24 protein-coding genes are annotated in these 26216 nt (G+C 69.3%); 18 read left to right on the top strand and 6 right to left on the bottom strand.

What is annotated here, in order from left to right; translation table 11 throughout:
• The first annotated feature begins 4 nt into the window (after positions 1-4).
• Positions 5-1207 carry a glycoside hydrolase family 26 protein gene (locus WFH44_RS10300; RefSeq protein WP_336713775.1) on the top strand — a complete coding sequence of 401 codons (1203 nt, stop codon included), beginning with the start codon at positions 5-7 and terminating at the stop codon, positions 1205-1207.
• A gap of 71 nt (positions 1208-1278) precedes the next feature.
• Positions 1279-1650, top strand: coding sequence for a VOC family protein (locus WFH44_RS10295; RefSeq protein ID WP_336713774.1), 372 nt, complete (start codon positions 1279-1281; stop codon positions 1648-1650).
• Between the two features lie 370 nt (positions 1651-2020).
• Here the strand turns inward: WFH44_RS10295 and WFH44_RS10290 are convergent, their stop codons facing one another.
• The 3 genes from WFH44_RS10290 to WFH44_RS10280 form a co-directional block, all read right to left on the bottom strand.
• Positions 2021-2383: a hypothetical protein gene (locus tag WFH44_RS10290; protein ID WP_336713773.1), complete on the bottom strand. Its 363-nt coding sequence runs from the start codon at positions 2381-2383 to the stop codon at positions 2021-2023.
• A 237-nt stretch (positions 2384-2620) separates the two neighbouring features.
• Entirely contained in the window at positions 2621-4078 is a 1458-nt protein-coding gene (locus WFH44_RS10285; protein ID WP_336713772.1) for an aldehyde dehydrogenase family protein, read from the bottom strand.
• Between the two features lie 40 nt (positions 4079-4118).
• Entirely contained in the window at positions 4119-5234 is a 1116-nt protein-coding gene (locus WFH44_RS10280; protein WP_336713771.1) for an NAD(P)-dependent alcohol dehydrogenase, read from the bottom strand.
• A 190-nt stretch (positions 5235-5424) separates the two neighbouring features.
• On the opposite strand from WFH44_RS10280, the gene WFH44_RS10275 reads away from it, so the two are divergent.
• Together WFH44_RS10275 and WFH44_RS10270 are read left to right on the top strand one after the other, a co-directional pair.
• Positions 5425-6441, top strand: a complete 1017-nt coding sequence (locus WFH44_RS10275) for an alpha/beta hydrolase (RefSeq protein ID WP_336713770.1) — start codon at positions 5425-5427, stop codon at positions 6439-6441.
• A gap of 84 nt (positions 6442-6525) precedes the next feature.
• Positions 6526-7626 carry an MBL fold metallo-hydrolase gene (locus WFH44_RS10270; RefSeq protein WP_336713769.1) on the top strand — a complete coding sequence of 367 codons (1101 nt, stop codon included), beginning with the start codon at positions 6526-6528 and terminating at the stop codon, positions 7624-7626.
• Positions 7627-7842: 216 nt separating this feature from the next.
• Here the strand turns inward: WFH44_RS10270 and WFH44_RS10265 are convergent, their stop codons facing one another.
• Positions 7843-8346, bottom strand: a complete 504-nt coding sequence (locus tag WFH44_RS10265) for a hypothetical protein (protein WP_336713768.1) — start codon at positions 8344-8346, stop codon at positions 7843-7845.
• 130 nt (positions 8347-8476) lie between these two features.
• Between WFH44_RS10265 and WFH44_RS10260 the strand changes: the two genes are divergently transcribed.
• The 5 genes from WFH44_RS10260 (at position 8477) to WFH44_RS10240 (ending at position 14492) form a co-directional block, all read left to right on the top strand.
• Positions 8477-11203 (top strand): AAA family ATPase, encoded by a 2727-nt coding sequence (locus WFH44_RS10260; protein WP_336713767.1) that lies wholly within the window; start codon positions 8477-8479, stop codon positions 11201-11203.
• Between the two features lie 31 nt (positions 11204-11234).
• Complete coding sequence (locus tag WFH44_RS10255; protein ID WP_336713766.1) at positions 11235-11738, top strand: DUF6010 family protein; 504 nt, start codon at positions 11235-11237, stop codon at positions 11736-11738.
• A gap of 122 nt (positions 11739-11860) precedes the next feature.
• A complete protein-coding gene (locus WFH44_RS10250) occupies positions 11861-12319 on the top strand; it encodes a TetR family transcriptional regulator (protein ID WP_336713765.1) in 459 nt (152 codons plus the stop codon).
• Between the two features lie 216 nt (positions 12320-12535).
• On the top strand, positions 12536-13288 hold the full coding sequence (locus WFH44_RS10245; protein ID WP_336713764.1) for a nuclear transport factor 2 family protein: 753 nt from the start codon (positions 12536-12538) through the stop codon (positions 13286-13288).
• Between the two features lie 70 nt (positions 13289-13358).
• Positions 13359-14492, top strand: coding sequence for a DNA alkylation repair protein (locus tag WFH44_RS10240; protein ID WP_336713763.1), 1134 nt, complete (start codon positions 13359-13361; stop codon positions 14490-14492).
• A 9-nt stretch (positions 14493-14501) separates the two neighbouring features.
• Here the strand turns inward: WFH44_RS10240 and WFH44_RS10235 are convergent, their stop codons facing one another.
• Positions 14502-15080: a hemerythrin domain-containing protein gene (locus WFH44_RS10235; RefSeq protein ID WP_336713762.1), complete on the bottom strand. Its 579-nt coding sequence runs from the start codon at positions 15078-15080 to the stop codon at positions 14502-14504.
• Between the two features lie 164 nt (positions 15081-15244).
• Between WFH44_RS10235 and WFH44_RS10230 the strand changes: the two genes are divergently transcribed.
• Genes WFH44_RS10230 through WFH44_RS10220 form a run of 3 tightly spaced genes read left to right on the top strand, consistent with a single transcriptional unit; the run spans position 15245 to position 18939 of the window.
• Positions 15245-16690, top strand: a complete 1446-nt coding sequence (locus tag WFH44_RS10230) for a GntP family permease (RefSeq protein ID WP_336713761.1) — start codon at positions 15245-15247, stop codon at positions 16688-16690.
• Positions 16691-16729: 39 nt separating this feature from the next.
• Positions 16730-17980, top strand: coding sequence for a CaiB/BaiF CoA transferase family protein (locus tag WFH44_RS10225; RefSeq protein WP_336713760.1), 1251 nt, complete (start codon positions 16730-16732; stop codon positions 17978-17980).
• The gene (locus tag WFH44_RS10220) at positions 17977-18939 is read left to right on the top strand and encodes a hydroxymethylglutaryl-CoA lyase (protein WP_336713759.1); all 963 of its coding nucleotides are present in this window, start codon (positions 17977-17979) and stop codon (positions 18937-18939) included. The genes WFH44_RS10225 and WFH44_RS10220 overlap by 4 nt, the downstream gene beginning before the upstream one ends.
• A gap of 123 nt (positions 18940-19062) precedes the next feature.
• Here WFH44_RS10220 and WFH44_RS10215 read toward each other — a convergent pair whose 3' ends face one another.
• Positions 19063-19860, bottom strand: coding sequence for an IclR family transcriptional regulator (locus WFH44_RS10215; protein WP_336713758.1), 798 nt, complete (start codon positions 19858-19860; stop codon positions 19063-19065).
• Between the two features lie 242 nt (positions 19861-20102).
• Here WFH44_RS10215 and WFH44_RS10210 point away from each other — a divergent pair, with 242 nt between their 5' ends.
• From WFH44_RS10210 to WFH44_RS10185, 6 genes are all read left to right on the top strand, one after another.
• Complete coding sequence (locus tag WFH44_RS10210; RefSeq protein ID WP_336713757.1) at positions 20103-20945, top strand: ABC transporter ATP-binding protein; 843 nt, start codon at positions 20103-20105, stop codon at positions 20943-20945.
• Complete coding sequence (locus WFH44_RS10205; RefSeq protein WP_336713756.1) at positions 20942-21790, top strand: ABC transporter permease; 849 nt, start codon at positions 20942-20944, stop codon at positions 21788-21790. Before WFH44_RS10210 ends, WFH44_RS10205 begins: the two co-directional genes overlap by 4 nt.
• A 48-nt stretch (positions 21791-21838) precedes the next feature.
• A complete protein-coding gene (locus WFH44_RS10200) occupies positions 21839-22927 on the top strand; it encodes an ABC transporter substrate-binding protein (RefSeq protein WP_336713755.1) in 1089 nt (362 codons plus the stop codon).
• A gap of 147 nt (positions 22928-23074) precedes the next feature.
• Positions 23075-25510, top strand: a complete 2436-nt coding sequence (locus WFH44_RS10195; protein ID WP_336713754.1) for a molybdopterin oxidoreductase family protein — start codon at positions 23075-23077, stop codon at positions 25508-25510.
• Positions 25507-25968: a hypothetical protein gene (locus WFH44_RS10190; protein WP_336713753.1), complete on the top strand. Its 462-nt coding sequence runs from the start codon at positions 25507-25509 to the stop codon at positions 25966-25968. Before WFH44_RS10195 ends, WFH44_RS10190 begins: the two co-directional genes overlap by 4 nt.
• Positions 25969-26067: 99 nt before the next feature.
• Entirely contained in the window at positions 26068-26211 is a 144-nt protein-coding gene (locus tag WFH44_RS10185; protein WP_264797082.1) for a hypothetical protein, read from the top strand.
• Positions 26212-26216 lie beyond the last annotated feature (5 nt).

Below are 26216 nucleotides of genomic sequence, written 5' to 3'. Positions count from 1 at the left end.
TCACGTGACGAAACGATTAAGCACGATCCTGATTGCCGGTCTGGCGCTGGTGCTCGCCGGATGCGGTACCAATGCGCCGGGGGCGGATGGAACGGGCACGGAATCGGCTCAGTCCACGCCGTCTGCGACGGTCTGTCCCGCTGACGCCGGCGCCGCGCTGGCGCCGGAATCGGGGGCGTTGTTCGGGGTGAACCTGGACTGGGCCAACCAGTCCCTGGCCGAATATGCGGCGGACCTGGGCCGGAAACCCGCCGTCGCGGTGTCCTTCACGGACTTCCCTTACGAGCAGGCGGACCGGGCGAATCTGCAGGCCGCGGTCGAGCAGGTCCGCGCCGACGGGCAGTCGCTGCTACTGACGCTGGAGCCGCGGGACGGGCTGGAATCAGTGACGGACGACGCCGTCGAGGACCTGGCTGCAGACCTGAAGGACTTTAACGACGCCGGTGTGCCGGTGATCGTGCGTTTCGCCCACGAGATGAACGGTTCCTGGTACGCCTGGTCCCAGCAGCCCAAGGCCTACATCAAGGCCTTCCGCAAGGTCGCGGAGGCGGTCCACGAGCAGGCGCCGGGCTCATCGATGATGTGGGCACCGAACTATGGGGGCGGTTACCCATTCACCGGCGGCAAGCACGCCGCGAAGACCGGAACTGCCGATTTCCGGGTGCTGGACACCGACGGCGACGGCGTCCTGACCATGGCCGACGACCCCTACTCGCCGTACTATCCGGGGGACGCGGCCGTGGACTGGGTCGGCATGTCGCTCTACCACTGGGGCTCGGCCCACCCCTGGGGCGAGAACGAGATCCCCGAACCGGGCAAGTTCGCCGACCAGCTCACCGGCACCTATGACGGGCTCGGCGGTGACGACACGGCGGTCCCGGACTTCTACGCCGACTACGCGAAGGAGCGCGGCAAACCGCTGGCCATCCCCGAAACCGCGGCCCTGTATGTCGAGGACGGCGGCGGCGCTTCCGAAGCGGAGATCAAGCAAGCCTGGTGGGAACAGCTCTTCGCCGCCAAAACCGCCCGGGACTTCCCGCAGCTGCGGATGCTCAACTGGTTCGAATGGCACAAGCACGAAACCGAGATCGGCGGGGACGTCGACTGGCGGGCCGCCGGCGACCCCGGCATCCGCACCGCCTTCCGGGACGCCCTACCTTCCTGGCTGCGCTTTGGGGCCGCGGGTGGCACATGCACAGACAGTTGAGGTGGATCCTTTCGTAGCTGGCCGCGGCTAGGATCGGAGGCATTCATCATTCTTGAGAGTGGAGCAACGACATGCAGCTGGGCGCCTTTTCCGTCAGTCTCGCCGTGAAAGACATCGAGGCTTCTGCCGCGTTCTACGAGAAGCTCGGATTCAGCAAGCACGGAGGCGACATCGGCCAGAATTGGTTGATCCTGCGGAACGGCGAGACGGTGATCGGGCTCTTTCAGGGGATGTTCGAGAAGAACATGCTGACTTTCAACCCGGGCTGGAACCAGGACGCACAGCCGCTCGACTCCTTCACGGATGTTCGCGAGCTGCAGCAGCATTTGAAAGCCCAAGGCATAGATTTCCTGGCGGAGGCCGACGAGGACACCACGGGACCTGGGAGCTTCATGGTGCTGGATCCGGATGGCAACCCCGTCCTCGTGGATCAGCACGTCTGACGCGGGAGGGTTGTATTGCCGGTGCCTGTGGCGTTGCCTTGCCCGGCAGGGCAGCGGACGCGACACGGCCGGCTGCAATCCGCGAAGAGGCAACCGGCCGGTCGTCCTACCACTCACTGATAGGGAACCGCCAACGTAGCATCGCCACCTTGGGAAGACCTGAGAGTTTCGGGGCCTCGCCAATATCAGGGCAGGAAGGGCGGGCGGGTGGTCTGTGGCGCTCGCAGAGGTGTGAGCGCTGAAGCCGGCTGCTTGACCCCAGCGCCATCCCCATGGTCTCTTCTGCTCCCGCCCGGGTGGCGCAGAATCCTGGAATTGATGCATCCCTAACCTTCGAGGGAGCCAAGGCGGGCCCGGCGGGCGGGCTGCCTCAGGGCAGCCCGGTGACGAACTCGTCTTCAGCGGATTGTCCGTCCGCCGGCACTTGGAGGAGACTTCGTGTTTCCGCGACGGTCAAGCCGGCCGCGACTGCGACGGCGGCCGGTTCGTAGCCTCTGGCGACTACCGCCTGGACGCTTTCGGACAAGTCGTTTTCGGCCTGGTCCAGCGCCCATCGCGTGCTCTCGACGTCGGCTGCGGCCAGCCACACCTGCAGGATCGCCGGCGCGGCAAGGGCCTCGGGCATACGAGGCTGGATCATCGTTGGGGTGGCATCCGGTCCGGCGGGCTCTACCGCCTCATCTGTGGCAACCGGGTGGGACAGGATAACGTGCGTTTCTGTGGATGGCTCCATGGGGGCCCTTCCAAACAGGAAGCGATACTCACGGTCGCTAAGCGAAAGAAAGCCTCATACGGTGGCAAGACCGGTCGGTCTCGCCACCGCCAACACTAACGGTTACCCGAGAACCTTGGAAACACGGCCGACTGGCTGCGGCGGCGGGAAGGCTGCGACGACGTGGGGGGGGGGGGGGGGGGGGCCCCCCCCCCCCCCCGACGTCGTAATCCCAGTTGGGGTTGGAAACCGTAGTGGCTAGAAGGGGTATTCGGCGATTTCCGGGCGCACGGTGAGCCACTGGATTTCGGTGAAGGACTCCATGTTGGCCTGGTGTCCGCCGATGCGGGAGCCGTTGCCGGAGTTCTTCGTTCCGCCGAAGGGGGAGTTGGCCTCGTCGGAGACGGTCTGCTCGTTGATGTGGACCTTGCCGGAGTCGACGCGATCGGCGATCTGCATGGCGAGGCCGACGTCGCCGAGGATCGACAAAGACAGGCCGTACTCGTTGTTGTTGGCCAGTTCCACGGCTTCGTCGATGGTGGCGAACTTGGTCACCGGGGCGACGGGGCCGAAGATTTCGTCCTTCCACGCGGCGTTGTTGGCGTCGAGGTCGGCCAGCACCGTGGGCTGGTAGAACGGGCCGTTGTTGGTGCCGCCGGCGGCAAGCCGGGCCCCGGCGGACACGGCGTTCTGGACGATGGAGTCGATGCGCTTGAGCTGGTGCTCGTCGATGATCGGGCCGATAGCGACGGTGCCGGTCTTGGGGTCGCCGACGGGCAGGTTCTTCGCCTTTTCGGCCAGCGCAGCGACGTAGTCCTCGTAGATGTCTTCGTGGACGATGTGCCGGCCGGTGGTCATGCAGATCTGGCCCTGGTGCATGAAGGAACCGAACGCGGCGGCGGAGGCGGCCTTGGCCAGGTCTGCGCCGGGAAGCACGATCATGGCGTTGTTGCCCCCGAGTTCCAGATGCACGCGCTTGAGGTTCCGGGCCGCGGACTCGCCGATCTTGCGGCCGGCGGCGGTGGAGCCGGTGAAGGCGATGACGCGGGCCTCGGGGGCCTCGACGACGGCGGCGCCGATGTCCGCGCCGCCCGGCAGCAGGGCCAGCAGCCCGGCGGGCAGGCCGGCTTCCTCGAAGATGCGCATCAGGGTGACGCCGCCGCTAACCGCGGTACGGGGATCCGGCTTGAGCAGCACGGCGTTGCCCAGCGCGAGGGCCGGGGCGACGGCGCGGATCGAGAGGATCAGCGGGAAGTTGAACGGGGCGATCACGGAGACGACGCCGACCGGGCGGCGGCGGGCGAAGGACCAGCGGTTCTCGTTGGTGGTGAGGACGTCGCCGGCGGGCAGCGAGGGCAGTGCCGAGGCTTCGTAGCATTCGTTGGCGGCGATGTGGGTCTCCAGCCCGGCCTTGGGGCCGATGCCGCCGGACTCGCGGACGAGCCAGGACTGGATTTCCTCGGCGTGATCTTCCCAGAGCTGGCCGGCTCGGCGCAGCACGGCGGCGCGTTCCTCGGGCTTGCGGGCGGCCCACTCCTTCTGCGCCGCGGCGGCCGCCGCGGCCGCCTCCTTGACGTCCTCGACGGAGGCAACGCCGTAGCGGCCCAGCACGTCGCCGGTGGCCGGTTCGATGCTGTCCGCGGCGCCGCTGCCGCCCTCGCGCCAGCCGTTGACGTAGATCTTGCCATCCCACAGGGAGGTTTCAAGCAGGGACATTTTCCGTCCTTTCGGTGGTTTTTGCTGGTTGGTCCTGGAGCTAGCCGGCCGTTTTCAGCACGGCCTTGATGGTGTCGCCGGAGGTGGAATCCGCGACGGCCTGGTCGATCTCGTCGAAGCCGTAGTACTTGACCAGCTTGTCGAAGGGGAAGCGGCCGGCCTTGTAGAGCGCGATCAGCCCGGGGATGAGCTGCTGGGACGTGGTGGAGCCGCCGAGGGTGCCGATGATCCGCTTGCCCCAGAGGGTGCGCAGATGGTCCACGGAGAACCGGGCCTCCGCCGGGGCGCCGCCGATCAGGATCAGGGTGCCCAGCATGCCGACCGCATCGGCGGCCTCTTCGAGCACCTTGATGTTGCCGGTGCACTCCAGCACGTAGTCGGCCGGTCCGCCGCAGATCCGCCGGATCTCCTCCAGGGCGTTGACCTTGCCGGAGTTGATCGTGTGGGTGGCACCGAATCCGCGGGCCAGTTCCAGCCGCGAATCGTGCAGGTCGATGGCGATGATGGTGGCGGCCGGTGTGTTCTTTGCTGCCATCACGGCGGCGAGGCCGACGGCACCGGCCCCGTACACCACCAGGGACTGGCCGGGTTCCGGCTGGGCGGTGTTGAACACGGCTCCGGCACCTGTGGTGATGCCGCAGGCCAGCGGGCCGACGAGTTCCAGCGCGATGTCCTTGTCCACCTTCACCAGCGACGACGCCAGGGCCAGCGAGTAGTCCGCGAACGAGGACTGGCCGAAAAAGTGGCCGGAGATCCTGCTGCCGTCGGCCCGGGTGTACGCCGACGTGCCGGCGTCCGGTCCCTTGAACCGCGCGCCGCTGACCAGCGCCTCGCCCAGGCGCAGGCAGTACCGGTGCTCGCCGCGCAGGCAGTTCCTGCATTCGCCGCAGTACGGCCAGCCCATGATGACGTGGTCGCCAACTGCCACGTTGGCCACGCCCGGGCCGACGGCCTCCACCACGCCGGAGCCCTCGTGGCCCAGCACGCCGGGCAGCGGCAGCGGCATGTCTCCGGCCTGGGTGATCAGGTCAGTGTGGCAGAGTCCGACGGCGGCGACCTTCACCAGCACTTCGCCCGGCCCGGGCGCGTCCAGCTCGAGCTCCTCGCGGACAAACGGGGCGTCCTTGCCCTCAACCACCAGCGCACTGATCTTCATGCCAAGCTCCTCACGGCCAACCTGTTGATATGTCCATCTTGTGGCAATCCTTCCCCACAATCCGCCGGGATGCCAGAACCCGAGGCGGCACGGTGACGCGGAAAAGCAGGAGCCTGGAACCGCCGTCGTTGTTTGCTTGCCCGGCGGGCCGCGGCGACGGACGATTGTTTCCTAGCCTCAGGAGGCACCCATGCGGGTCGGTTACCGGCGGACACTGCGGGCCGCGGCCGTGGCCGCCTCCCTCCTGGTGGCGCTGGCCGGGGGCCTGCTGCTCTGGCTGCGCTTCAGCCCGCTTCCGCTGGCGGTGCTGCTGCGGGTCCTTGCCGACCGTGACGGACGGCGCACCGCCGAGGCGATGGCGCAGCATGTGCCGGACGGGATCGCCGAGCTGCTGGACCAGCACTACCTCGGCCACCGGGTCCACACGTACCTGGACGTGTTCTTTCCCCGGAAGGCGGCGGAGGAGTCGCTGCGCCTGCCGACCGTGGTCTGGATCCACGGCGGCGCCTGGATCTCGGGCAACAAGAACGACGTCGCCAATTACCTGAGGATCCTGGCCTCCTACGGTTTCACTGCCGTCGGGGTCGATTATTCGCTGGCCCACACGCGGCGCTATCCGGCCCCGGTCCGCCAGAGTGCCGCGGCGCTGCGTTACCTCGAGGAGCATGCCGACCGGCTGCACATCGACACGGAACGGATCGTGCTGGCCGGGGATTCGGCCGGCGCGCAGATCGCGGCGCAGCTGGCGCTGGTGGTCGCCGACGCGGACTATGCCGGGAAGCTGGGCATCGCGTCGCCCATCGGAGCGGACAAGCTGCGCGCCGTGCTGCTGCACTGCGGGGCCTACGACCTGTCGCTGGCCGGGGCCGACCAGGCCGGAAACCAGAACTATCTGCGCACCGTGCTCTGGTCCTACACCGGGGCCAGGGACTACCTGGAGCGGCCTTACATCGCGCTCGCGTCGGTCGCCCAGCACGTGGACGGGAGGTTCCCGCCGGCCTTCATCTCCGCCGGCAACGCCGACCCGCTGCTGCCGCACTCGCTGGGGCTGGTGGCCGCGCTCAAGGCGAAGGGGGCCGAGGTCGAGGAGTTCTTCCCCGGGACGGAGAAGGGGCCGGGGCACCAGTACCAGTTCGACCTGCGCCTGGAGGCGGCGTGGGAGGTGCTGCGGCTCAGCGTGGAGTTCCTCCGCCGCCGGACGGACTGAAGGGGTCAGGATTGACGCGGCCGGGCGTCACAATGTGCGGCACAGGTGCCGGCCGCGGCGGCGGGCGCTGGTAGCGTCGCGTGCATGATCGAGATCACGGGCGACCTGCAGCGGCAGGCATGGAAGGACAAGCGGCTGCCGCCGGTCGAGCGGCTGGAGGGCGGGCTGTGGTCCGTGCCGGTGGTCTTCCCGAACAATCCCATGCGCTACACGCTGAGCTATGTGATGGTCGACGGCGGCGACTGCCTGGTCATCGATCCGGGCTTCGATTCGGATGAGGGGTATGCCCAGCTCGGCGCCGCGCTGGAACGGATCGGTCCCGGCATTTCCGGAGTCACCGGGGTCTTCGCGACGCACTACCACGCGGACCATCTGGGGATGGCGCGGAGGGTGGCGGACGCTGCCGGCACGTGGGTTGCGGTGGGCCGCGGGGACCGCGACGTCCTGCGGGGCTACGGCGAGCCGGGCGGGGCGATGGAAGAAGACCGGCTGCAGTACCGCGGATGGGGCGTGCCGGAGGAGAAGCTGGCGGAGGTGCTGCTGCCGCGGTTCGCGTTCGAGCGGATCCGCGAGGAGGCGGCGGTTGACCGGGTGCTGGACGGCGGCGAGGAGCTGCCGGTCGGCGGCCGCGTGCTGCGGACGGAAGCGACGCCGGGGCACACGCCCGGGCACCTGATGCTCTGGGACGACGCCGCCCGGATGGTGCTCAGCGGCGACCACATCCTTCCGCGCATCACCCCGAACGTCTCGCTGGTTCCGCACGAGCATCCCGATCCGCTGCGCAGCTACCTGGCGTCGCTTGAACGCACCGCGGAGGCGGAGGACCACGAGGTGCTGCCGGCCCACGAGTACCGGTTCAGGGGCATCGGCGCGCGCGCCCGTGCCCTGCGCGCACATTCAATGGAGAGGCTCGACGAAGTCCTCGCCGCCCTGGAAGCCCAGGCCGATCCAAGCGTCTACAGCGTCGCCGGCAGGATCGGCTGGTCGCGCGGCTGGGAGTCGCTCGGCGGCTTCCAGCTCCGGATAGCGCTGAGCGAGACGGCCGCGCACATCCAGTTCCTCGCGACGTCGGGACTCCACTCCGGCGTCCCGGGGCTGCCCGCCGTGCCGGCCGAGCCGGGCGGGCCGGTCGTCCCGGAAGCGGCGGCGTCCGGCGCCGGGCCTTCGTCCGCGGGGGCATCGTAGGCCCACCCCAGTATCTGGGACTAGGGTCTTTTGGCAGTGGTCAAACGCTCTACAAGGGACAAGACTGAAGGTGGTTGCAGCGTCTTCCTTGGGGGCGGCCGGCAACGGTCGGGGTGGCAACACCCGAGAATCGCAGCCCGCGAAATGGCTTGAAGTGAGTTGGCTTGGGGAGGCCTGACTTCGGGCCATTTCGTTTGTCCGGGGCCGGAACCCGGGTCAGTGGTGGCCGTGGTGCGCGCGGGTGTACTCGTGCCGGCGCAGCAGCATCGCGGCGGCCATGGCCGGCAGCATCAGCACGTGGCCCGCGGCCATCAGGGTGTGGCCGTCGATCAGCCCGGCCCAGAGCGGGATGAAGAGCACGATGAACGGCAGGTACATGGCTGCGGCCATCTCGGCGATCGGCGCCCAGCGGTGTCCACGGAACTTCATCCAGGCCGACATGGCGAGGGTCATGCTGGTGGCCATGACCAGGGAGCCGAGGTCCGGGCGGGCGAACAGTTCGGCGACGCCGAGGGCCTCGAAGAGAAGGTTCCCGACCGGGCCCAGGATGGCCATGCCGGCCACCATGGCGACAAGCATCTCGAGGTAGTGCCGCGCGAAGTTCAAGGCGGCGCGGCCACGGCCGCAGCGCGGTGACGCCGGACTGCCGGGCCGGGTGGCCGGGCTGTGGATCGCAGGCGATGGGGCGGCGGCTGATGCGGCAGTCGGGTGGATGTCCATGGGATGCTCCTGTGGCTGGTCGGGGCGGGCAGTAGTTGTGGTTGATAGTTCGATCGTGCCGCTGCCGGAGGCGGCGTCGGACCGGGAAAATTGCCGGGTTTCTTCAAGCCGCGGTTGCTAGGCTGTTGCGGTGGTTCATGGCAGGGGGAATGAACGGGCGGCCATCGGGGCCGTCATCGACCGGGCACGTGCCGGGCATGGCGGTGCCCTCGTGCTGCGCGGCCTGCCAGGGGTTGGCAAGACGATGTTGCTGGACGAGGTTGCCCGGTCCGCCGAAGATGTGCGGCTGCTGCGGACCCAGGGCGTGGAATCGGAATCGCCGTTGGCCTTTGCCGCCCTGCACCGGTTGCTGCGGCCGGTGCTCTCCTATGCCGACCGGCTGCCCGAGCCGCAGTCCCTTGCCCTCAAGACCGCCTTCGGGCAGGTCGCTTCGGCCGGGGTGGACCGCTTCCTGATTTTCCTGGCCGTGCTGAGCCTGCTGGCTGAGGCAGCCGAGGACGGCCCGATCGTGGCCGTGATCGACGATGCGCAGTGGCTGGACGACGTCTCCGCGGCGGCCTTGCTGTTTGCGGCCCGCCGGCTCAATGCCGAACGGGTCGCGTTGTTCTTCGCGGCGCGCGACGGCGACGAGCGCCGGTTCGAGAGCGAGGATTTGCCCCGGATCGTACTTGCGGGGATTGACGACGACGCGGCGGCGCGCCTCCTCCGCGAGCAGGCCGGGACGCCGGTCAGCCCGGAGGTGTTGGCCGAGCTGGTCCGCAGGACGGGCGGGAATCCGCTGGCTCTGGTCGAGCTGGCCAGCTCGCTGACGCCGGGGCAGTTTGCCGGTGCCGACGCCTTGCCCGCCCGACTGCCGCTGACCGCCGGCGTGGAGCGGGCCTTCCTGGACCGCTGGCGCCGCCTGCCCGGGCCGGCCCGGACCTGGCTGCTGGTGGCCGCGACGGACGACGCCGGTGAACTCGCCATCGTCCGCCGGGCGGCCGCGGCCCTGGGCGCGGGGGAGGAGGCGCTGGATTCGGTCGAGGAATCCGGCCTGCTGCGCGTGGCCGACGGGAAGCTGCTGCTGCGGCACCCGCTGGTGCGCTCGGCCGTCTACGGGGCTTCGACTCGGAGCCAGCGGCGCGAGGTCCACCTGGCGCTGGCCAATGTGCTGGCGGGAGCCGAGGAAACCGACCGAAGGGTGTGGCACTTGGCCGCGGCCGCGGAGGACCACGACCCGGCGGTGGCCGCCGAGCTGGACCTCGTGGGCCAGCGCGCACGCGGCAGGGGCGGACACGAGGCGGCGAGTTCTGCTTGGGAACGGGCGGCCGAACTCTCTCCGGCGTCGGGCACCAAGGCCAGGTTCCTCTACGAGGCGGCAGGCAGCGCCTGGCTCGCCGGGCAGGCGGGGCGGGCCAGGCGCCTCAGCGACGCGGCGCTCGACCTTGCCAGCGACGCAGGCCTGCGTGCCGACGCGGTCCGGCGGCGCGCGCGGATCGAATGGAACACCGGGTCGCTGCAGCAGGGGCACCACATGATCCTGGAAGGCGCCCGCGAAGTGGCACCGGCGGATCCGGTCCGGGCGCGGGAGATGGCCATGTTCGCTGCGGCGCTCGCCTCCTTCGGGGGCGGGTCGGGCCATGACATCAGCCCGTTGTCGGTCGCCGCGCCGCCGGACATCACGGCGTCCGCGCGGGAACAGTGCTTCTGGAAGCTGCTGGTGGGCCTGCACCAGATGGCGTCCGGCGATCTGGAGCGCGGCGCGCCGGTGCTCCGCGAGGCGGTCGCCACCGGGGCCGCGCTGGACGAAGCCGACCAGGACCTGCTGCCTAACCTCGGCATTGCCGCGATTCAGGTGGGCGACGACGAGGCGTCGCTGCGCTTCCACAACCTGCTTCTCGCCCGGGCACGGGGAACCGGCGCCATGATCATGGTCCTCTACTCGCTCACCCGGCGCAGCCTGACGGAGCTGGCCACCGGGAACTGGGCCGCGGCGCGCACCGGCGCCTCGGAAGCGCTGCAGCTGGCCGGCGGCATCGGGCAGCCGGGGCTCAGCGCCTTTCCGCTGGCGCAGCTGACGCTGCTCGATGCGCTCCAGGACGACGGCGGCTTCGACCGGCACCTGGCCGCCGCCGAGGACATCGCGTCCAGCCACCCGCTGGGCATCGTGACCGGGACCGTACACGACCTGCTGCACTGGGCCAAGGCCGTCCGCGAGCCGGAGGGGGCCGCCTTCCACGCGTTGTCGCGGCTCCAGCTGCCATTCATGCGCCGGTCCGCGGCGCTCGACTGCCTGGAGGCGGGCATCCGGGCCGGGCAGCTGGAGGATGCCGCCGCCCGGATGTCCGACCTGGAGCGGTTCGCCGCCGCCACCGGGAATGCCTGGCCGGCCGCGGCGGCGCTGCACGGCCGGGCCCTGCTGGCCGGGGGAAGCGCGGCGGACGAGCTGTACCGCGCCGCGCTCCAGGCCCACACGGGCTCGCTGCGGCTCTTCGACCGGGCGCGGACGCAGCTGGCCTACGGCAGCTTCCTCCGGCGCGAACGACGCCGCGTGGATGCCCGGACCCAACTGGAAACCGCGCTGGAGACGTTCGCCGAGTTGGGTGCCCGCCGCTGGGAAGAGCGGGCGCACCAGGAACTGCGCGCCTCCGGCAAAACGGCCCGCAGACGCGACCCGTCCGCCGCCGTTGTTTTGACGCCGCAGGAACGGCAGGTTGCCGCGCTGGTGCGGCAGGGCCTGTCCAACCGGGACGCGGCGGCTCAGCTGTTCCTGAGCCCGCGCACCATCGACTTCCACCTGCGGAACGTCTACGCCAAGCTCGGCATCAGCACGCGGGCCGAGCTGATGCGGCAGAACCCGGCGGTTTTGCCGGTGTGAGCATGCCCGTGGCGTCCGTAGCTTGGGGGGCATGGAAACTTCAGCTTTGATCGGAAATTACCTGTTGGGCGGCGCCATCAACGCCGCGGTCCTGGTGGCCGTGGCCTGTGCGCTCTCGCGCTTCGTGAAGGACACCGCCGGGCGGTCGCTGCTGGCCATCTTCCTGGTGATCGCGGGCGGGGCCTACGTGGGCTTCGCGATCGCCGGCGAAGCCAGCGGGCTGTGGGTGCTCGGGGAATTCCTGCACGCGATAGCCCTCGGCGCGGTGGGGCTGCTGGGTCTGCGGCGCTCGCCGTACTGGCTCGTACTGGGCTGGGCGCTGCATCCCCTGTGGGACGTGCCGCTGCACTACTTCGCCGGCGGCCGCGAGTTCGCCCCGGAGAGCTGGGCGATCGCGTGCGTGAGCTTCGACTGGGTCGTCGCGCTCTACATCCTGGCGGCCTACCGGAGGAACGGCGGGGGCCGGTTGGGATTCCGGAGGGAGCTTCCCGGGCGCTCGACCGCCGCCGTCGCCGATACTGTCCAGGTCTGCTGACCTCGGCGGAACCAAACCGAAAGCCCCGGGCCGCGGGTTGCCGCCGGGGGCTTTCGCCGGGCGCGGCGGCGTTGGCTACACTGGCCTCGTTGACCGACCGATGCCGAAGAGCTGGAGGAACGATGTTCAGGCCGGGGGCGCCCCTCGAAGAAATCGAAGAGGACGTCGAATCGATGATCACGGAGCTGGTACACGAGCTGGGCAGGACCGCCGAGGCGGACCCGGAGCCCACAGGGGCCGAGGAACGGGCATACATCAAGGCCTTCTCCGACGCCCGCGCCAACAGCGCCGGCGACCAGGCCGGACTGCTGGCCACGGCAATCGGGCGGCCGAACCTCGCCGAGGCGCTCATCTACCTGAACCGCCGGCTGGACCGGATGGACCTGGATCCGCAGGACCCGGCGGGCATCATCGGCATCATCGTGCGGCTGGCGATGGACGGACTGTGGGTCAGCGACATCCTCGACGACACCCGGTTCAGCCCGGCGGAACGCCGCAAGATCACGGACATCCTGACCGGCATGACCTACCTGACGGACAGCCAGCTGGAGAAGCTCGAAGCCCAAGCGGCACGCCGCTAAGGCCCGGCTGAGGCCCGCGCTGAAGGGCTCTCGGGCGCACCTTCCGGCGCGGCGCCGAGGCCCGCGCTGACGGGCCCTGAGGCACCCTCCGGCGCGGCGCCGGGACGGGGCCTGGAGCTCCGAAAATACGGTGCTTCCGGCCCTTCCTGACCGGCCTTCCGGGCGGTACGCTGAGGGCTATTCAACGGTTGGCCCGCTTCTTTCGGGAGTGCTGTCATGACCAGTGCAGACGTCGTCCGCTCAGCCGGAACGGAGCTGTTCGTCAACCGCGATCCCGAAGCCGTGGACCGCTACTATGCGCCCAACTACCGCCAGCATTCCCCGCTGGCGCCGGACGGGCCGGAGGCGCTGCGGCGCTTCGTCGGGCACCTGCCGCTGGACTTCCGGTTCGAACCGCTGCGCATTCTCGAGGACGGCGACATGGTGGTCATCCACTGCGTCTACCACGGCCTCGGACCGACGCCGATGGTCGCGTTCAACGTCTTCCGTGTGCTCGGCGACCGGCTGGCCGAGCACTGGGAGGTGCTGGCGCCGCTGGCCCAGGACTCCGTCAGCGGACACTCCCAGGTGGACGGTCCGACCGAGGTCACCGACCTGGACAAGACGCTCGCCAACAAGGCCCTCGTGGGCGAGTTCGCGCAGAAGGTCCTGATGGAGCGGGACTACGCGGTCGTGGAGAACTACGTCGCCCGCGACTTCGCCCAGCACAATCCCGAGGCCGGCGACGGACTGGAAGGCATCGAAGCCGCGCTGGCGGTGTGGGCGACGCAGGGCCGCCCGCTGACGCACCGAATGGTCCACCGGATTGTCGGGCAGGGGAATTTCGTGCTGACCGTGGCCGAGGGCGAGTTCGGCGTCCCGGTGGCGCTGTACGACCTGTGGCGCCTGGAGGACAGCCTGATTGTGGAGCACTGGGACGTGATCCAGCCCGTGCCGTTCGAGATGCCGCACGGGAACGGGTTCTTCTGAGCCGCGAAATTGACGGTGGGGCCGCCTACTCTGGATGACGAAGCGTTGCCTGGAGATCCGGAGGCCCCCGATGGGCGTGATGAATGACCTGCTGGGTCCGCCTGCCGTCGCGGGCCTGCGCGATGTCCTGGCCCGGGCGGCGGGCCGGCCGGACTGGCCCGCGCTCGCCGCGGCGGCGGAGCGGCTCGAACCGCTTGCGCTCCGTGCCCGCGCGGACCTGCTGGCGGCGGCGCTGCTGTCCGACCTGTCCGACCTTTCCGGCCAGAACGCCGCCCGCGGGCACGGGGCCGGCTACGAGCGGGCTGCATCCCTCTTCCGGGCTGCGCTGCAGGATCCGCAGTTCACGGGCTGGGCGATCTGGCCGGTCAGTGAAGCGGCGGTGACCCTGGCGCTGCGGGACGGGAGCACACAGTCCTTCGATGACGCGCTGGCGCTGCTGGCGGAGCTGACCCCGCGGCTCACCAGCGAGTTCGCCATCCGGCGCCTGCTCATCGGGGACCTCGACCGCTCGCTGGCCATCATCGCGGACTGGACGCGCCATCCGGACCCGCACGTGCGGCGGCTGGCGAGCGAGGGAACCCGGCCGTACCTGCCCTGGGCCGTGCGTGTCCCGGAGATCATCGCCAGGCCTGCGGCAACGCTCCCGCTCCTGGACGCGCTGCACGGCGACGAGTCCGATGACGTCAGGCGCTCGGTGGCGAACCATCTGAACGATGTGGCCCGGCACGCGCCGGACGAGGTGGTGGCGGCGGCCGGGCGCTGGAGCGCGGATCCCGGGGCGCACACTGCATGGGTGGTGCGGCACGGGCTGCGGACCCTGGTGAAGAAGGCCCATCCCGGCGCGCTCGCCCTTCTCGGTTTCACCGCCGGCAGCGTGTCCGTGTCGGTCCCGGAACTGGACCGCGGCACCGTGCACCTGCCCGGGGAACTCGGCTTCGGCGTCGTGGTCACGAATGACTCCGGCGAGCCGGCGCGCGTCGCCGTGGACTACATGGTCCATTACGTGAAGGCCAACGGTTCGGTCGCGCCGAAGGTGTTCAAACTGGCGGTCGCGGAGCTGGCGCCGGGGGAGTCCCGGCAGCTGCGCAAGACCCACGGCTTCCGGCAGATGACCACGCGCGTCCACTACCCGGGACGGCACGGAATCCAGGTCCAGGCAAACGGAACGTTGTCCGCCAAGGCGGAGTTCGACGTCGTGAGCTGACGTCCGCCGTCAGTCCAGGCTGGTTTCGGTGGTGGTGTGCGCGTGGCCGCTGCCCTCGGCCTGCAGCTCGCCGGTCAGTTCGTGCAGGCCCTGCACGGCCGCGACCAGGGAAAGATCCGGCTGCTCGACGATGAACGGCAGCAGGAGCCGGTTCTCCTTCTCGAGATGCAGCGCGAAGAGCCGCTCCAACGCGGTGGCCACGGCCGCCGCCCGGACATCGGACAGGCCGCGCAGCTCCTCGAGGGTGTTGACGATGGTGCGGTGCTCCACCAGCATGCCGGTGACGAGCATCGAGGCCTCGGGCCGCTCCCGGGCCATCTCGTAGAGGAACTTCTCCTCCGCCAGGGCATGCGGCAGCAGCTCGTTCTCGCACCACTCCACCAGCGTGTTCTTGGCGTCGTGCGCGGCCGAAGCGTCGCGCTCCTGCGCGGCTTCCGCCAACAGGGCCGTCAGGTGCTGCATGCGCTGGAGCATCTGCGCGTGGTGGTGCTCGACGGCGGCCAGTGCGTGCCGATCGCTCGCTGTGTCCTTGCCTTCATTGACCATGCCCGCATTCCCTTCAACGGCTCCGGCGGGGTACGTCCCCATGCTTCCAGCACGGGCGGCGCCCGTCCAGAGCCGTCGGCCCCTTCCCGGTGCTTGCAATGTGAGTTGAATCCCATAATATGGGTTGCAGTCCTGTGGCCGCTGTCACAGCCCAATGTTGCCGAAGCCTTCACTGCCGAGGGCCCGTCCGATTGGAATCCTTCTTTATGTCCGACATTGCCGTTCTGGTCAACACCGCGGTGGCCGTCCTCGCCACCGTGGTGCTGATCGTCAGGTTCAGGGTCAACCCCGTTATCTCGCTTGTGATCGGCTCCGTCTACCTCGGGCTCTCCACCGGGCTGGGCGTGACCAAAACGGTGGAGACCATCACCGGCGGGTTCGGCGAGATCATGGTGGAGGTCGGCCTGCTGATCGCCTTCGGCGTGCTGATGGGCTCCATCCTCAACGAGACCGGGGCCATCCGCCGCCTGGTGGAGCACCTCCTGCGGGTCTTCGGACCCAAGCGGCTGCCCTACACCATGGGCCTGGCCATCGGGACGGCGCTGCAGTCCATCTTCCTGGACGTGCTGCTGGTGATTTCGGCGCCGCTGGCCCGCCGGCTGGCCCCGAAGATCGGCCGGCTCGGCACGGCCCGGATGGCCACGGCGATGGCGATCGCGCTGGAGTGCGGCATTGTGTTCATGGTCCCCGGCGTCGCGGCGCTGGCCCTGGCCGGGCTGCTCGGCGTGCCCCTTGGCAAGATGCTGGTGTTCGGCCTCGTGCTGATCGTCCCGACAATCATCATTTCGATCGCGATCATGTCCTTCCTGTTCCACAAGGGCTTCTGGAATGAGGCCAAGGACGAGGATGCGACCTTCATTGAGGACGACGGCGAAACCTCCAACGCCGGTGCAGCGGCCGGCGGCGCGAACCCCGGCAGGGCCAATTCCCCGGCGGGCGGTTCCGGTGCCGAAGGGCTCGAGCCCGTGCCGGCCGCGGTGGCCGTCGAGGAGCGCCCCGAGGGGAAGGAAGCGCCCCTGCTGGTGCTCTTCGCCCCGCTGCTGACCGCGCTGCTGCTGATCGGAGCCGGCGCCGTCGTGGAGATCCTGAAGCTCGAGATCGCCTGGCTGCAGCTGCTCGGCAACCCGGTGATCGCGCTGCTGATCGGCTTGATCGGCACCGGCGTGATGGGCCGCTTCACCGTGGGCCAGGCGCGGGTGGAGACCGCCATCACCACGGGCTTCAAGGAGAGCGGACAGATCCTGATCCTGACCGGCGTGGGCGGCTCGCTCGCGGCCACGGTCGCCGCCGCCGGGCTGGGCGACATCCTGGGCGGCTTCTTCTCCGCCAGCACCGTCGCGCCGCTCCTCGTGGTGTGGGGCATCGCCGCCGTGCTGCACATCGCCGTCGGTAGCGTCACGCTGTCCGCCATCACGGCGGCGGGCCTGCTCGCGCCCATCGCTCCCGCACTCGGCATCGATCCGGTGCTGATCGCCCTCGCCGCGGGCGCCGGCTCGCTGTTCATGGTGCATGTCACCAGCAACACCTTCTGGCTGCTGCAGTCGCTGCTGGGCCAGAGTGTCCGCGGCGCGCTGAAGTCGGTGACGGTCGGCGTTTCGGTGGCGTCCGTCGTCGCTATCCTGCTGATCCTGCCGATGAGCCTGTTCCTCTAAACGCCGCTGCAAGCCAGACCTAAGTACCAAAGGAAAACGATGACTGAGAACGAGATCGCGCCGCTCGCGGGTGTGCGCGTGCTGGAGCTGGGCAACTACATCGCGGCGCCGACGGCCGGACGGCTGCTGGCGGACTTCGGCGCCGAGGTGATCAAGGTGGAGCGGCCGGGCACCGGCGACGAGCTGCGCAACTGGCGGCTCTACCGGGGCAAGACGTCGATGCTGTACCGGACGATCAACCGGAACAAGAAGTCGGTGGTGCTGGACCTGCGCACGGAGGCCGGCCGCAAGGCGGTGCTGGCGCTGGTGGCCGAGTGCGACATCCTGCTGGAGAACTTCCGCCCGGGCACGCTGGAGAAGTGGGGGCTTGGGCCGGAGGTGCTGAACGAGGCCAATCCGGACCTGGTGATCACGCGGATTTCCGCCTTCGGTCAGACCGGCCCGCTGGCGGAACGGCCCGGCTTCGCCGCGGTCGCCGAGGCCTACAGCGGCTTCCGCAACCTGGTGGGCGATCCGGACCGGGCGCCGGTGCGCGTGGGCGTGTCCATCGGGGACTCGATCGCGGGACTGTACGCCGCATTCGGTTCCGTGATGAGCCTGTTCCAGCGGGAGGGACGACGGCGGCAGGGGGCTTCGGCGGTTCCGCTGCGCGAGCGGGTGGTCGATGTGGCGCTGCATGAGGCCATGTTCTCCATGATGGAGTCGCTGATCCCGGACTACGAGGGCTACGGCGTCCGCCGGGAGCGCGTAGGCGGACGGATGGAGGGGATTGCGCCGTCGAACGCCTATGTCTGCGGAGACGGCGGGAGCATCGTCGTGGCCGGCAACGGGGACGGCATCTACAAGCGCTACATGGACACCATCGGACGGCCCGACCTGGGCATCGATCCCGGGCTGCAGTCCAACGCCGGCCGCTGGGCGCGCCGCGAGGAACTGGATGCGGCGATCGGCGAGTGGGCCGCGGGCCGGACCGTTGCGGAAGCGCTGGCGGCGTTGGACGCTGCCGGGGTTCCCGCCGGTCCCATCTACACCGCGGCGGATATCGTCGATGATGAGCAGTACGCAGCCCGCAGGATGGTCCAGAAGTTCGACGTCTCCACCGGCGAGGAAACGCTGCACGACGTCGGATTCCCCGGCGTGGTGCCGGTCATCGGCAGCGCGTCGCTGCCGATCCGCAACCTGGGGCCGGACCTGGGCGAGCATACAAACGAGGTGCTCGGCGGGCTGCTGGGCATGGACGCGAAGGCAATCGATGCGGCCGCCGGCCGCGAGGAGGCACTGCAGGGATGAGCTTCACCTTTGAACCGCGCGCTGGCCTGCGCGATGTGACCCTTCGGGACGGCCTGCAGCTGACCGGGAAGATGCTCTCCACCGCCCGGAAGGTGGAGATCGTGCGCGAACTGGTGCGCGTCGGCGTGCCGGAGATCGAGCTCGGATCGATGGCGCGGGCGGACCTGGTGCCGCCGATGGCCAACACGCTCGAGGTGGTGGAGCAGCTGACGGCGGAGGAATTGGAGCGCTGCTGGATCTGGGTGGCGACCCCGGGCCACGTGGCCAAGGCCGCGGCGGCCGGCGCACGCAATTTCCAGTACTGCTTCTCCGCCTCGGACTCGCACAACCAGGCCAACATCGGCCGCAGCACCGAGGCCAGCCTGGCCGCGCTGCCGCAGGCTGTCGAGTACGCGCGGGCCGCCGGCGGGCGGATCCAGCTGTGCATCGCCACGTCCTTCACCTGCCCCTTCGAGGGGCAGGTCCCCGAGGACCGCGTGCTGGCGATCGCCAACGATCCGCGCGCCGAGGGTACCTGCGACATCGTCATCTGCGACACCCTGGGCCAGGCCGTACCCGCCCAGGTGTCGTCGCTCATCCGGCGGGTCAGGGAGGAAACGCCCGCAAGGCGGATCGTCTACCACGGCCACGACACCTGGGGGCTGGGCGTGGCCAACACCCTGGCGGCGATTTCGGCCGGCGCCGAGCTGGTGGACGGAGCCCTCGGCGGGCTCGGCGGCTGCCCCTTTGCCCCTGGCGCCAGCGGCAACACCTCATCCGAGGACATCCTGTTCGCGACCCGGCCGGGGTGGCTGACCCCGGAATCCTTCGCCGCCATTGTGGAGCTGTCCGAGAAGCTGCTGGCCGAACTCGGCGAGCCGAACCGGTCCAAGTCCGCGCAGGGTGCCCGCTCCAAGGCCGAGGCCTTCGAATGGGTCATCACCGGCGGCCCCGACCCCGCCTGCGACCGGAGCAGCTAGCCAAGGGCCTGCGGTCCCGGTTACCGAAACGATTGGCCCGAAACGGCCGGTTTAGCCACTCTAACCAGCCGTTACTGGCCAATGGATGAGCCCCGGGGTGGCGTGGGTCGGGCGGCCGGCGGGTCAGGAGGCGGCTTCACCCGGGAAGCGGCCGCCGATGATCCGGGTCATGCGCTCGGCCGTCTGGAGCAGGGTCTCCACCCAGCCCTCGCACACCTCGCGGGGCATGCGCAGGGTCGGCCCGCTGATCGTCACGGCCCCCACCAGCCCGGCCGAGGAGTCGAAGACCGGCGCCGACAGGCCGGAGGCGCCGGTCTCGCGCTCATCGGTGGTGATGGCGAAGCCGTCGGTGCGGGTCTGCTTGACCACGGCTTGCAGGTCCTCGGAGCTGGTGATGGTGGATTCCGTAATGGATTCCAGCGGCTCCTTCAGGACGCGGTCCAGCAGCTCCGCGTCCCACGCGAGCAGGACGCGGCTGGCAGAACCGGCGTGCAGCGGCATGATCTTGCCCAGGTGCATTTCCCGCCGCAGCGCGTGCCGGGTCTCGGCGATCCCGACGCAGACGCGGTAGCGCTGCTCGGCCTTGAAAAAGCACGCGGTCTCCCCGGTGGCGTCGCGCAGGTCCTTCAGCAGCGGGTTGAGCACGTCGAGGATCTCCTTGCCCCGCGTGGCCGGCGCCGCCCAGTACGCCATCTTCAGGCCGATCCGGTAGGCGTCGTCCTCCCGGTCCAGGAAGCCCTGGGCGGTCAGGTTGGTGACCAGCCGCTGCACGGTGGACGTCGGCATTCCGGTGGCCTCGCGGATGTCGGCCAGTGTCAGCACGGGTCGGGTGAGCGAAAAGGCGTCCAGGATGGCGCTGATTTTGGCGAGCACAAGCAGCGGATTGTTTCCCGGCTTGGCGGGGGATTGCGGGGCGGACATGGCAGTCAGGCTAGCTCCGGCGGGCCGGTGCGGCAACACGTAACGGCCGACGGCGGCGGGCTTGGATTGTGACGAAGCTTACTGTTAGCATGAGTCCACATTATGGCGGCTAACCCACAATGTGAACCCACAAGGTTCGCTTGCGGAGCCGCGCACCGGCCCCGACCGGTACAGCTCTGAAGGCGGTTTTCTTGCCGCTTCAACCTGAATGGAATTGGGTCCTTGGGGGCTCGGGAGAGATCATGACGCTATCTTCGGCTGGAGCGCCGACGCAGTACGCGGTGGAGCTGCAGGGCTGCACCAAGCAATTTACGACGCCGGGCGGCGGCACCTATTTCGCGGTGCGGGACATCGACCTGAAGGTCGAGCCGGGCCGCTTCGTTTCCATCGTCGGTCCGACCGGGTCCGGCAAGTCGACCATCCTGAACATGGCCGCCGGCCTGCTCAAGCCGACCTCCGGGACGGCGAGCAGCTTCGGCGCGCCCGTGAACGGGGTCAACCGCCGCGCCTCCTACATGTTCCAGCAGGACGCCCTGCTGCCGTGGAAGACCGTGATCGACAACGTCAGCCTCGGACTGACCATGGCCGGGGTCGGCAAGGCCGAAGCCTACTCCGAGGCGCGGCGCTGGCTGGAGAAGGTCGGCCTGAAGAACTTCGCGGACCGCTATCCGCACCAGCTCAGCGGCGGGATGCGCAAGCGCACTGCGGTAGCCCAGGCTTGGATCGTCAACCCGGACATCCTCCTGATGGACGAGCCGTTCTCCGCGCTGGACGTGCAGACCCGCCAGATCATGGAGAACGAGCTGCTGGCCCTGTGGCAGGAATCCGGCAAGGCGGTCGTCTTCATCACCCACGACCTGGACGAGGCGATCGCACTCTCCGACGAGGTGGTCATCCTCGGCGCAGGGCCGGGGAGCACCGTCGTCGGCAATTACGAGATCACCATCCCGCGCCCCCGCGACCTGCTCGACATCCGGGACGACCCCCGGTTCGTGGAACTGCACCGCGAGATCTGGGGCCGGCTGAAGATCGAAGTTTCCAAGACCTACGAGGCCGCCCGTGCGGAAGAAGGTGAAGTGGCGTGACCGTCCTGAACAGCCGAAAGGACCTCAAGCCTGCCCCCGGCGAAGGTTCCGCCGCCGCCCGTGCGCGGCGGAAGAACGGGACTTCGGACGGACTCATGCGGGTGTACCAGCTGGTCCTGGCCGCCGTTGTGCTCGGAGCCTGGGAACTGCTTGGCCGCGCGGGGATCATCGACGAGTTCTTCTTCCCGCTGCCCTCCGACATCCTGGCCACCGTCTGGTCCTGGATCTCCACCGGCTACGTCTTCCCGCACCTGTGGATCACCATGCAGGAAGCGCTGCTGGCCTTCGCGGTCGGTGCCGCCGCCGGGCTGTTCCTGGGCTTCCTGCTCGCGCGGGTGCGCTTCCTGGAGCGGCTCTTCGACCCGTTCCTGCAGATGTTCAACGCACTGCCGCGCGTGGTGCTGGCGCCGATCTTCCTGCTCTGGTTCGGCCTCGGCATCTGGTCCAAGGTGGCCTTCGGCTTCACCCTGGTGTTCTTCATCGTCTTCTTCAACACCCTCGAAGGCGTGAAGAACGTGGACCGCGTGCTGGTGGACAATGCCCGGATGCTCGGCGCCTCGGAGAAGCAGCTGCTGCGCCACGTTTTCATTCCCAGCGCCCTGACCTGGATCTTCTCGAGCCTGCACATCAGCGTCGGCTTCGCCATCACCGGTGCGGTGGTGGGCGAATACCTTGGCGCCTCGGCCGGCGTGGGCTACGCGATTGCGCAGGCCCAGGGCGTGTTCGACACCCAGGGCGTGTTCGCCGGGATGTTCATCCTGATGATCGTGGTGCTGATCATCGACCTGCTGGTCAACCGCTTGGAGAAACACCTGCTCCGGTGGCGCCCGGTCCAGTCATCCTGACCACTCCTACCAATCCCGCTCACGCACTTTCCTGAAGGGACCTTTCCCATGAACCATCCGGAGAACCGCCGCAGCCGCCGGCTCCGCCGTTTCAAGCCCCTGGCTGCAGCCGCGGCCCTCGTCCTCGCGCTGGCCGCCTGCGGGGCGCCCGCCTCGGCTCCGCCCGGGCAGCAGGGCAGCGGGGAGGCCCAGGACGGGGCCGCCGGCGGCGACAAGATCGTCATCGGCGTCGGCGGGCAGACCCTGCTCACCTACATGCCGACCACACTCGCGCAGGAACTCGGCTACTACGAGGACGAAGGGCTCAACGTCGAGCTGCAGGACCTGCAGGGCGGATCCAAGGCCCTGACCGCCATGCTCGGCGGCAGCACCGACGTGACCAGCGGCTACTACGAGCACACCATCCAGATGCAGGCCAAGAACCAGCCGATCAAGGCCTTCGTCGACATGGGCCTGTCCTCCGGACTCGCGCTCGTGGTGGCGCCGGCCCAGGAAGGCAGCATCAAGTCCATTGCGGACCTGAAGGGCAAGAACGTCGGCGTCACGTCGCCGGGCTCCTCGACGGACATGTTCGTCAAGTACCTGCTGTCGGAGAACGGCATGAAGAAGGAGGATGCCTCCGTCTCCGCGATCGGTGCCGGCTCCTCCGCGGTTGCCGCCGTCGAAAACGGGCAGGTGGACGCCGCCGTCATGCTCGAACCGGATGTCACCGTGCTGGCCAAGCGTCTGGGCAAGGACCCGGCCGTCATCGAAGACGTCCGCACCCTGGAGGGCCTGAAGGAGGTCTTCGGCACGGAAGCCTGGCCGTCCTCCAGCCTCTACGCTAAGTCCGAGTGGCTTGAGCAGAACCCGGAGGAGGCCAAGAAGCTGGCCGGCGCGATCAAGCGCACGCTGGAGTACATCCAGACGCACTCGGGCAAGGAGATCGCGGCCGAAATGCCGGAGAAGTACGCCGGCGGCGACGTGGACCAGTACGCCGCGGTGATCGAGGAGCTGAAGGCCACCCTCAGCAAGGACGGGGCCTTCACCGAAGAGGGCGCCGAGGCCGTGCTCAAGACCCAGCGGATCGCCAACCCCGAGGTTGGCGACAAGGAGATCGACCTGTCGACGACCTACACCAACGAGTTCGTGCAGTAATCCTTCCCGCCCGCACGCCGGCCGCTCCCTCCCGAGGGGGCGGCCGCCGTCGTTAAGGAAACGAGGTTGCCTTGCGCTCTGGCCAGCGGAAATAGGCAGGTATAGCCTGAGCGTGGCCGCCGTTTCCCGAGTGCAGTGAGGTGTCCCGTGTCGGATCGAATCGCGGATATCTGGGGAACCCGCACCCCCTACGGACAGGGCGGGAACTGGCCGGCGAGGGTGGACCTGAAGCTGGACGAGGGCGTCGCCGAGGCGGAGGTCGAGCGCTGGGTGCAGTCCGCCTGCCTGCTCTGCAGCAACGGCTGCGGCTGCGACATCGCGGTCAAGGACGGCCGCATGGTCGGCATCCGGGGCCGCGCGGAGGACCGGGTCAACCACGGGCGGCTGGGACCCAAGGGGCTGTTCGCCAGCTGGCAGGGGGTGGACAACCGGGACCGGCTGACGGTGCCGCTGGTCCGCGAGAACGGGCGACTCGTGGAGGCGGACTGGGACACCGCGATGGGCCGGATCGCCGAGCGCAGCCGCGCACTGCTGGAGGAGAAGGGACCGCTGTCGCACGGCTTCTACACCAGCGGCCAGCTGTTCCTCGAGGAGTACTACGCGCTCGCCGTGCTGGGCAAGGCCGGCATCGGCACGCCGCACATGGACGGCAACACCCGGCTCTGCACGGCGACGGCGGCGGCGGCGCTGAAGGAGTCCTTCGGGGCGGACGGGCAGCCCGGCAGCTACACCGACATCGACGAGTGCGACGCCATCTTCCTGTACGGCCACAACATGGCCGAGACCCAGACGGTGCTGTGGGCCCGGGTGCTGGACCGGATCGCCGGGCCGGACCGGCCGAGGCTCGTGTGCGTGGATCCCCGCGACACCGAGGTCGCCCGGCACGCCGACGTCCATCTGCCGGTGCGGCCCGGCACCAACCTCGCACTGATGCACGGGCTGATCCGCGAGGTGATCGCGAACGGCTGGATCGACGAGGACTTCGTCGCCGGGCACACCCAGCGGTTCGGCGACCTGCTGGCCGCGGTGGAACAGTGGACGCCCGAGGCCGTGGCCGGGACCTGCGGGGTGGCAGCGGACGACGTGCGCCGGGCGGCGGAAATCTTCGGCACCTCGCAGCGGGTGCTCTCGACGGTGCTGCAGGGCTTCTACCAGTCCTGGCAGGCGACGGCGTCCTCCTGCCAGGTCAACAACCTGCACCTGCTGCGCGGCATGCTGGGCAGGCCCGGCTGCGGCCTGCTGCAGATGAACGGCCAGCCGACGGCGCAGAACAACCGCGAATGCGGGGCCGACGGCGACCTGCCGGGCTTCCGTAACTGGGAGAACCCGAAGCATGTCCACGAGCTGGCGGAGCTGTGGGGCGTCGACGAGCTGAAGATCCCGCACTGGGCGCCGCCGACGCACGCGGCCCAGATCTTCCGCTACGCCGAGCAGGGGTCCATCGGTTTCCTGTGGATCTCGGCGACCAATCCGGCGGTCTCCATGCCCGAACTGCCGCGGATGCGCCGGATACTGGCCAAGCCCGAACTGTTCCTGGTGGTGCAGGACCTGTACCTGACGGAGACGGCGCAGTACGCGGACGTGGTGCTGCCGGCTGCGGCCTGGGGCGAGAAGACCGGCACCTTCACCAACGTCGACCGCACCGTGCACCTCTCGGACCAGGCCATCGAGCCGCCGGGGCAGGCCCGCAGCGACCTGGACATCTTCCTCGACTACTCGCGGCGGATGGGCTTCGCCCGCAACGACGGCTCTCCGCTGCTGGACTGGACCGGCCCCGAAGACGCCTTCGAGGCCTGGCAGGAATGCAGCCGCGGCCGGCCCTGCGACTACTCCGGCATGTCCTATGCCAGGCTCCGGGAGCGCGGCGGCATCCAGTGGCCCTGCAACGACGAGCACCCCGACGGGCTGGAGCGGCTCTACACGGACGGGACCTTTTCCACCGATGCCGGTTACTGCGAGACCTACGGCCATGACCTGACCACCGGGGCCACGGTCGGCCCGACGGCGTACCGGGCGATGGCCCCGGACGGCCGGGCACTGTTCAAGACTGCGCCGTATTCGCCGCCGCCGGAGGAACCCAGCGACGAGTATCCGCTGCGCTACACGACGGGCCGCACGGTCTACCACTTCCACACGCGCACCAAGACGGGCCGGGCGCCCCAGCTGAACGCGGCCGCGCCGGGCATGTGGGTGGAGCTCTCCGCCGCCGACGCCCAACGGTACGGGATCGGCGAAGGGGACATCGCCGTCGTTAGTTCCGCCCGCGGACGGATTACCGCCCCCGTGCGGATCGGTGACGTCCGCGAGGGCACGGTGTTCGCGCCGTTCCACTACGGCTATTGGGACACGGGTGAGTCGCCGGACGACCACCCCCGGGCGGCCAACGAGCTGACCATGACCGAATGGGACCCGGTGTCGAAGCAGCCCATTTTCAAGACCGCGGCCGTGCGGCTGGAGAAGGCGGCGGCCGGGAGCGGACCGGCGCCGGCCCCGACCACCGCCGCATCGCGGCCCGCGCAGCCCGGGACGGTGCCCGCAACGATCGGCGGGGCCTCCGCCGAGGCGAAGGAGGACCTGGCATGAAACTTCCTGTCTACCTCGGCCTGCTGCACCAGTCCGAAGCGACCTTGGCCGAGTCCTACCGGCAGGTCGCGGAGGGCCACGGCGACGAGCCCGACGTCCACTTCCTCTGCCTGACACTGGCCCGCCAGTGCGACGCGCACCAGGAGGCGCTGGCGCCCATCATCGGGCGCTACGGCGAATCCACCGAAGACGACGAGCCCGAGCGGCTGCACCACGAGGGCCTCTCCGAAACCCGTTCCGGGCCGGTGGGCCTGCTGCGGGACCTGCAGGACCTGTACCTGATCGCCAACCTCGTGGACATCACCTGGACCATGGTGAAGCAGGCCGCCCAGGGGCTGCAGGACGCGGAGCTGCTGGACGTGATCGCCCGGTGCGACGGCGAGACCGAAGTCCAGCTGCACTGGCTGAAGACCCGGATGAAGCAGGCGGCTCCGCAGGCCCTGATCGCGGCTTCCTGAAATTGCGCTAACGACGGCGTTTCCAACCGCGGTGCGCGGGCGTATCCTTCCGATTGGGGGAGCAGATCAGCCGGTCTGTCGGTACTCGAGGAGGAGACCATGCCGGACAAGTCACCGCATAAGCACGAACCCAAGAAGCAGGCCAAGGGCGCGACGATCAAGCAGAAGCGCGCCGAGAAGCGGGCTAAACATATCGTTGAGGGCCCCGCGGATCCCGTGGCCCACATCAAGAAGCGCGGCTGACGCGC

This window comes from Arthrobacter sp. USHLN218, assembly GCF_037144715.1.
Classification (GTDB): Bacteria; Actinomycetota; Actinomycetes; order Actinomycetales; family Micrococcaceae; genus Crystallibacter.
This window is presented reverse-complemented; position numbering and strand designations above follow the sequence as displayed.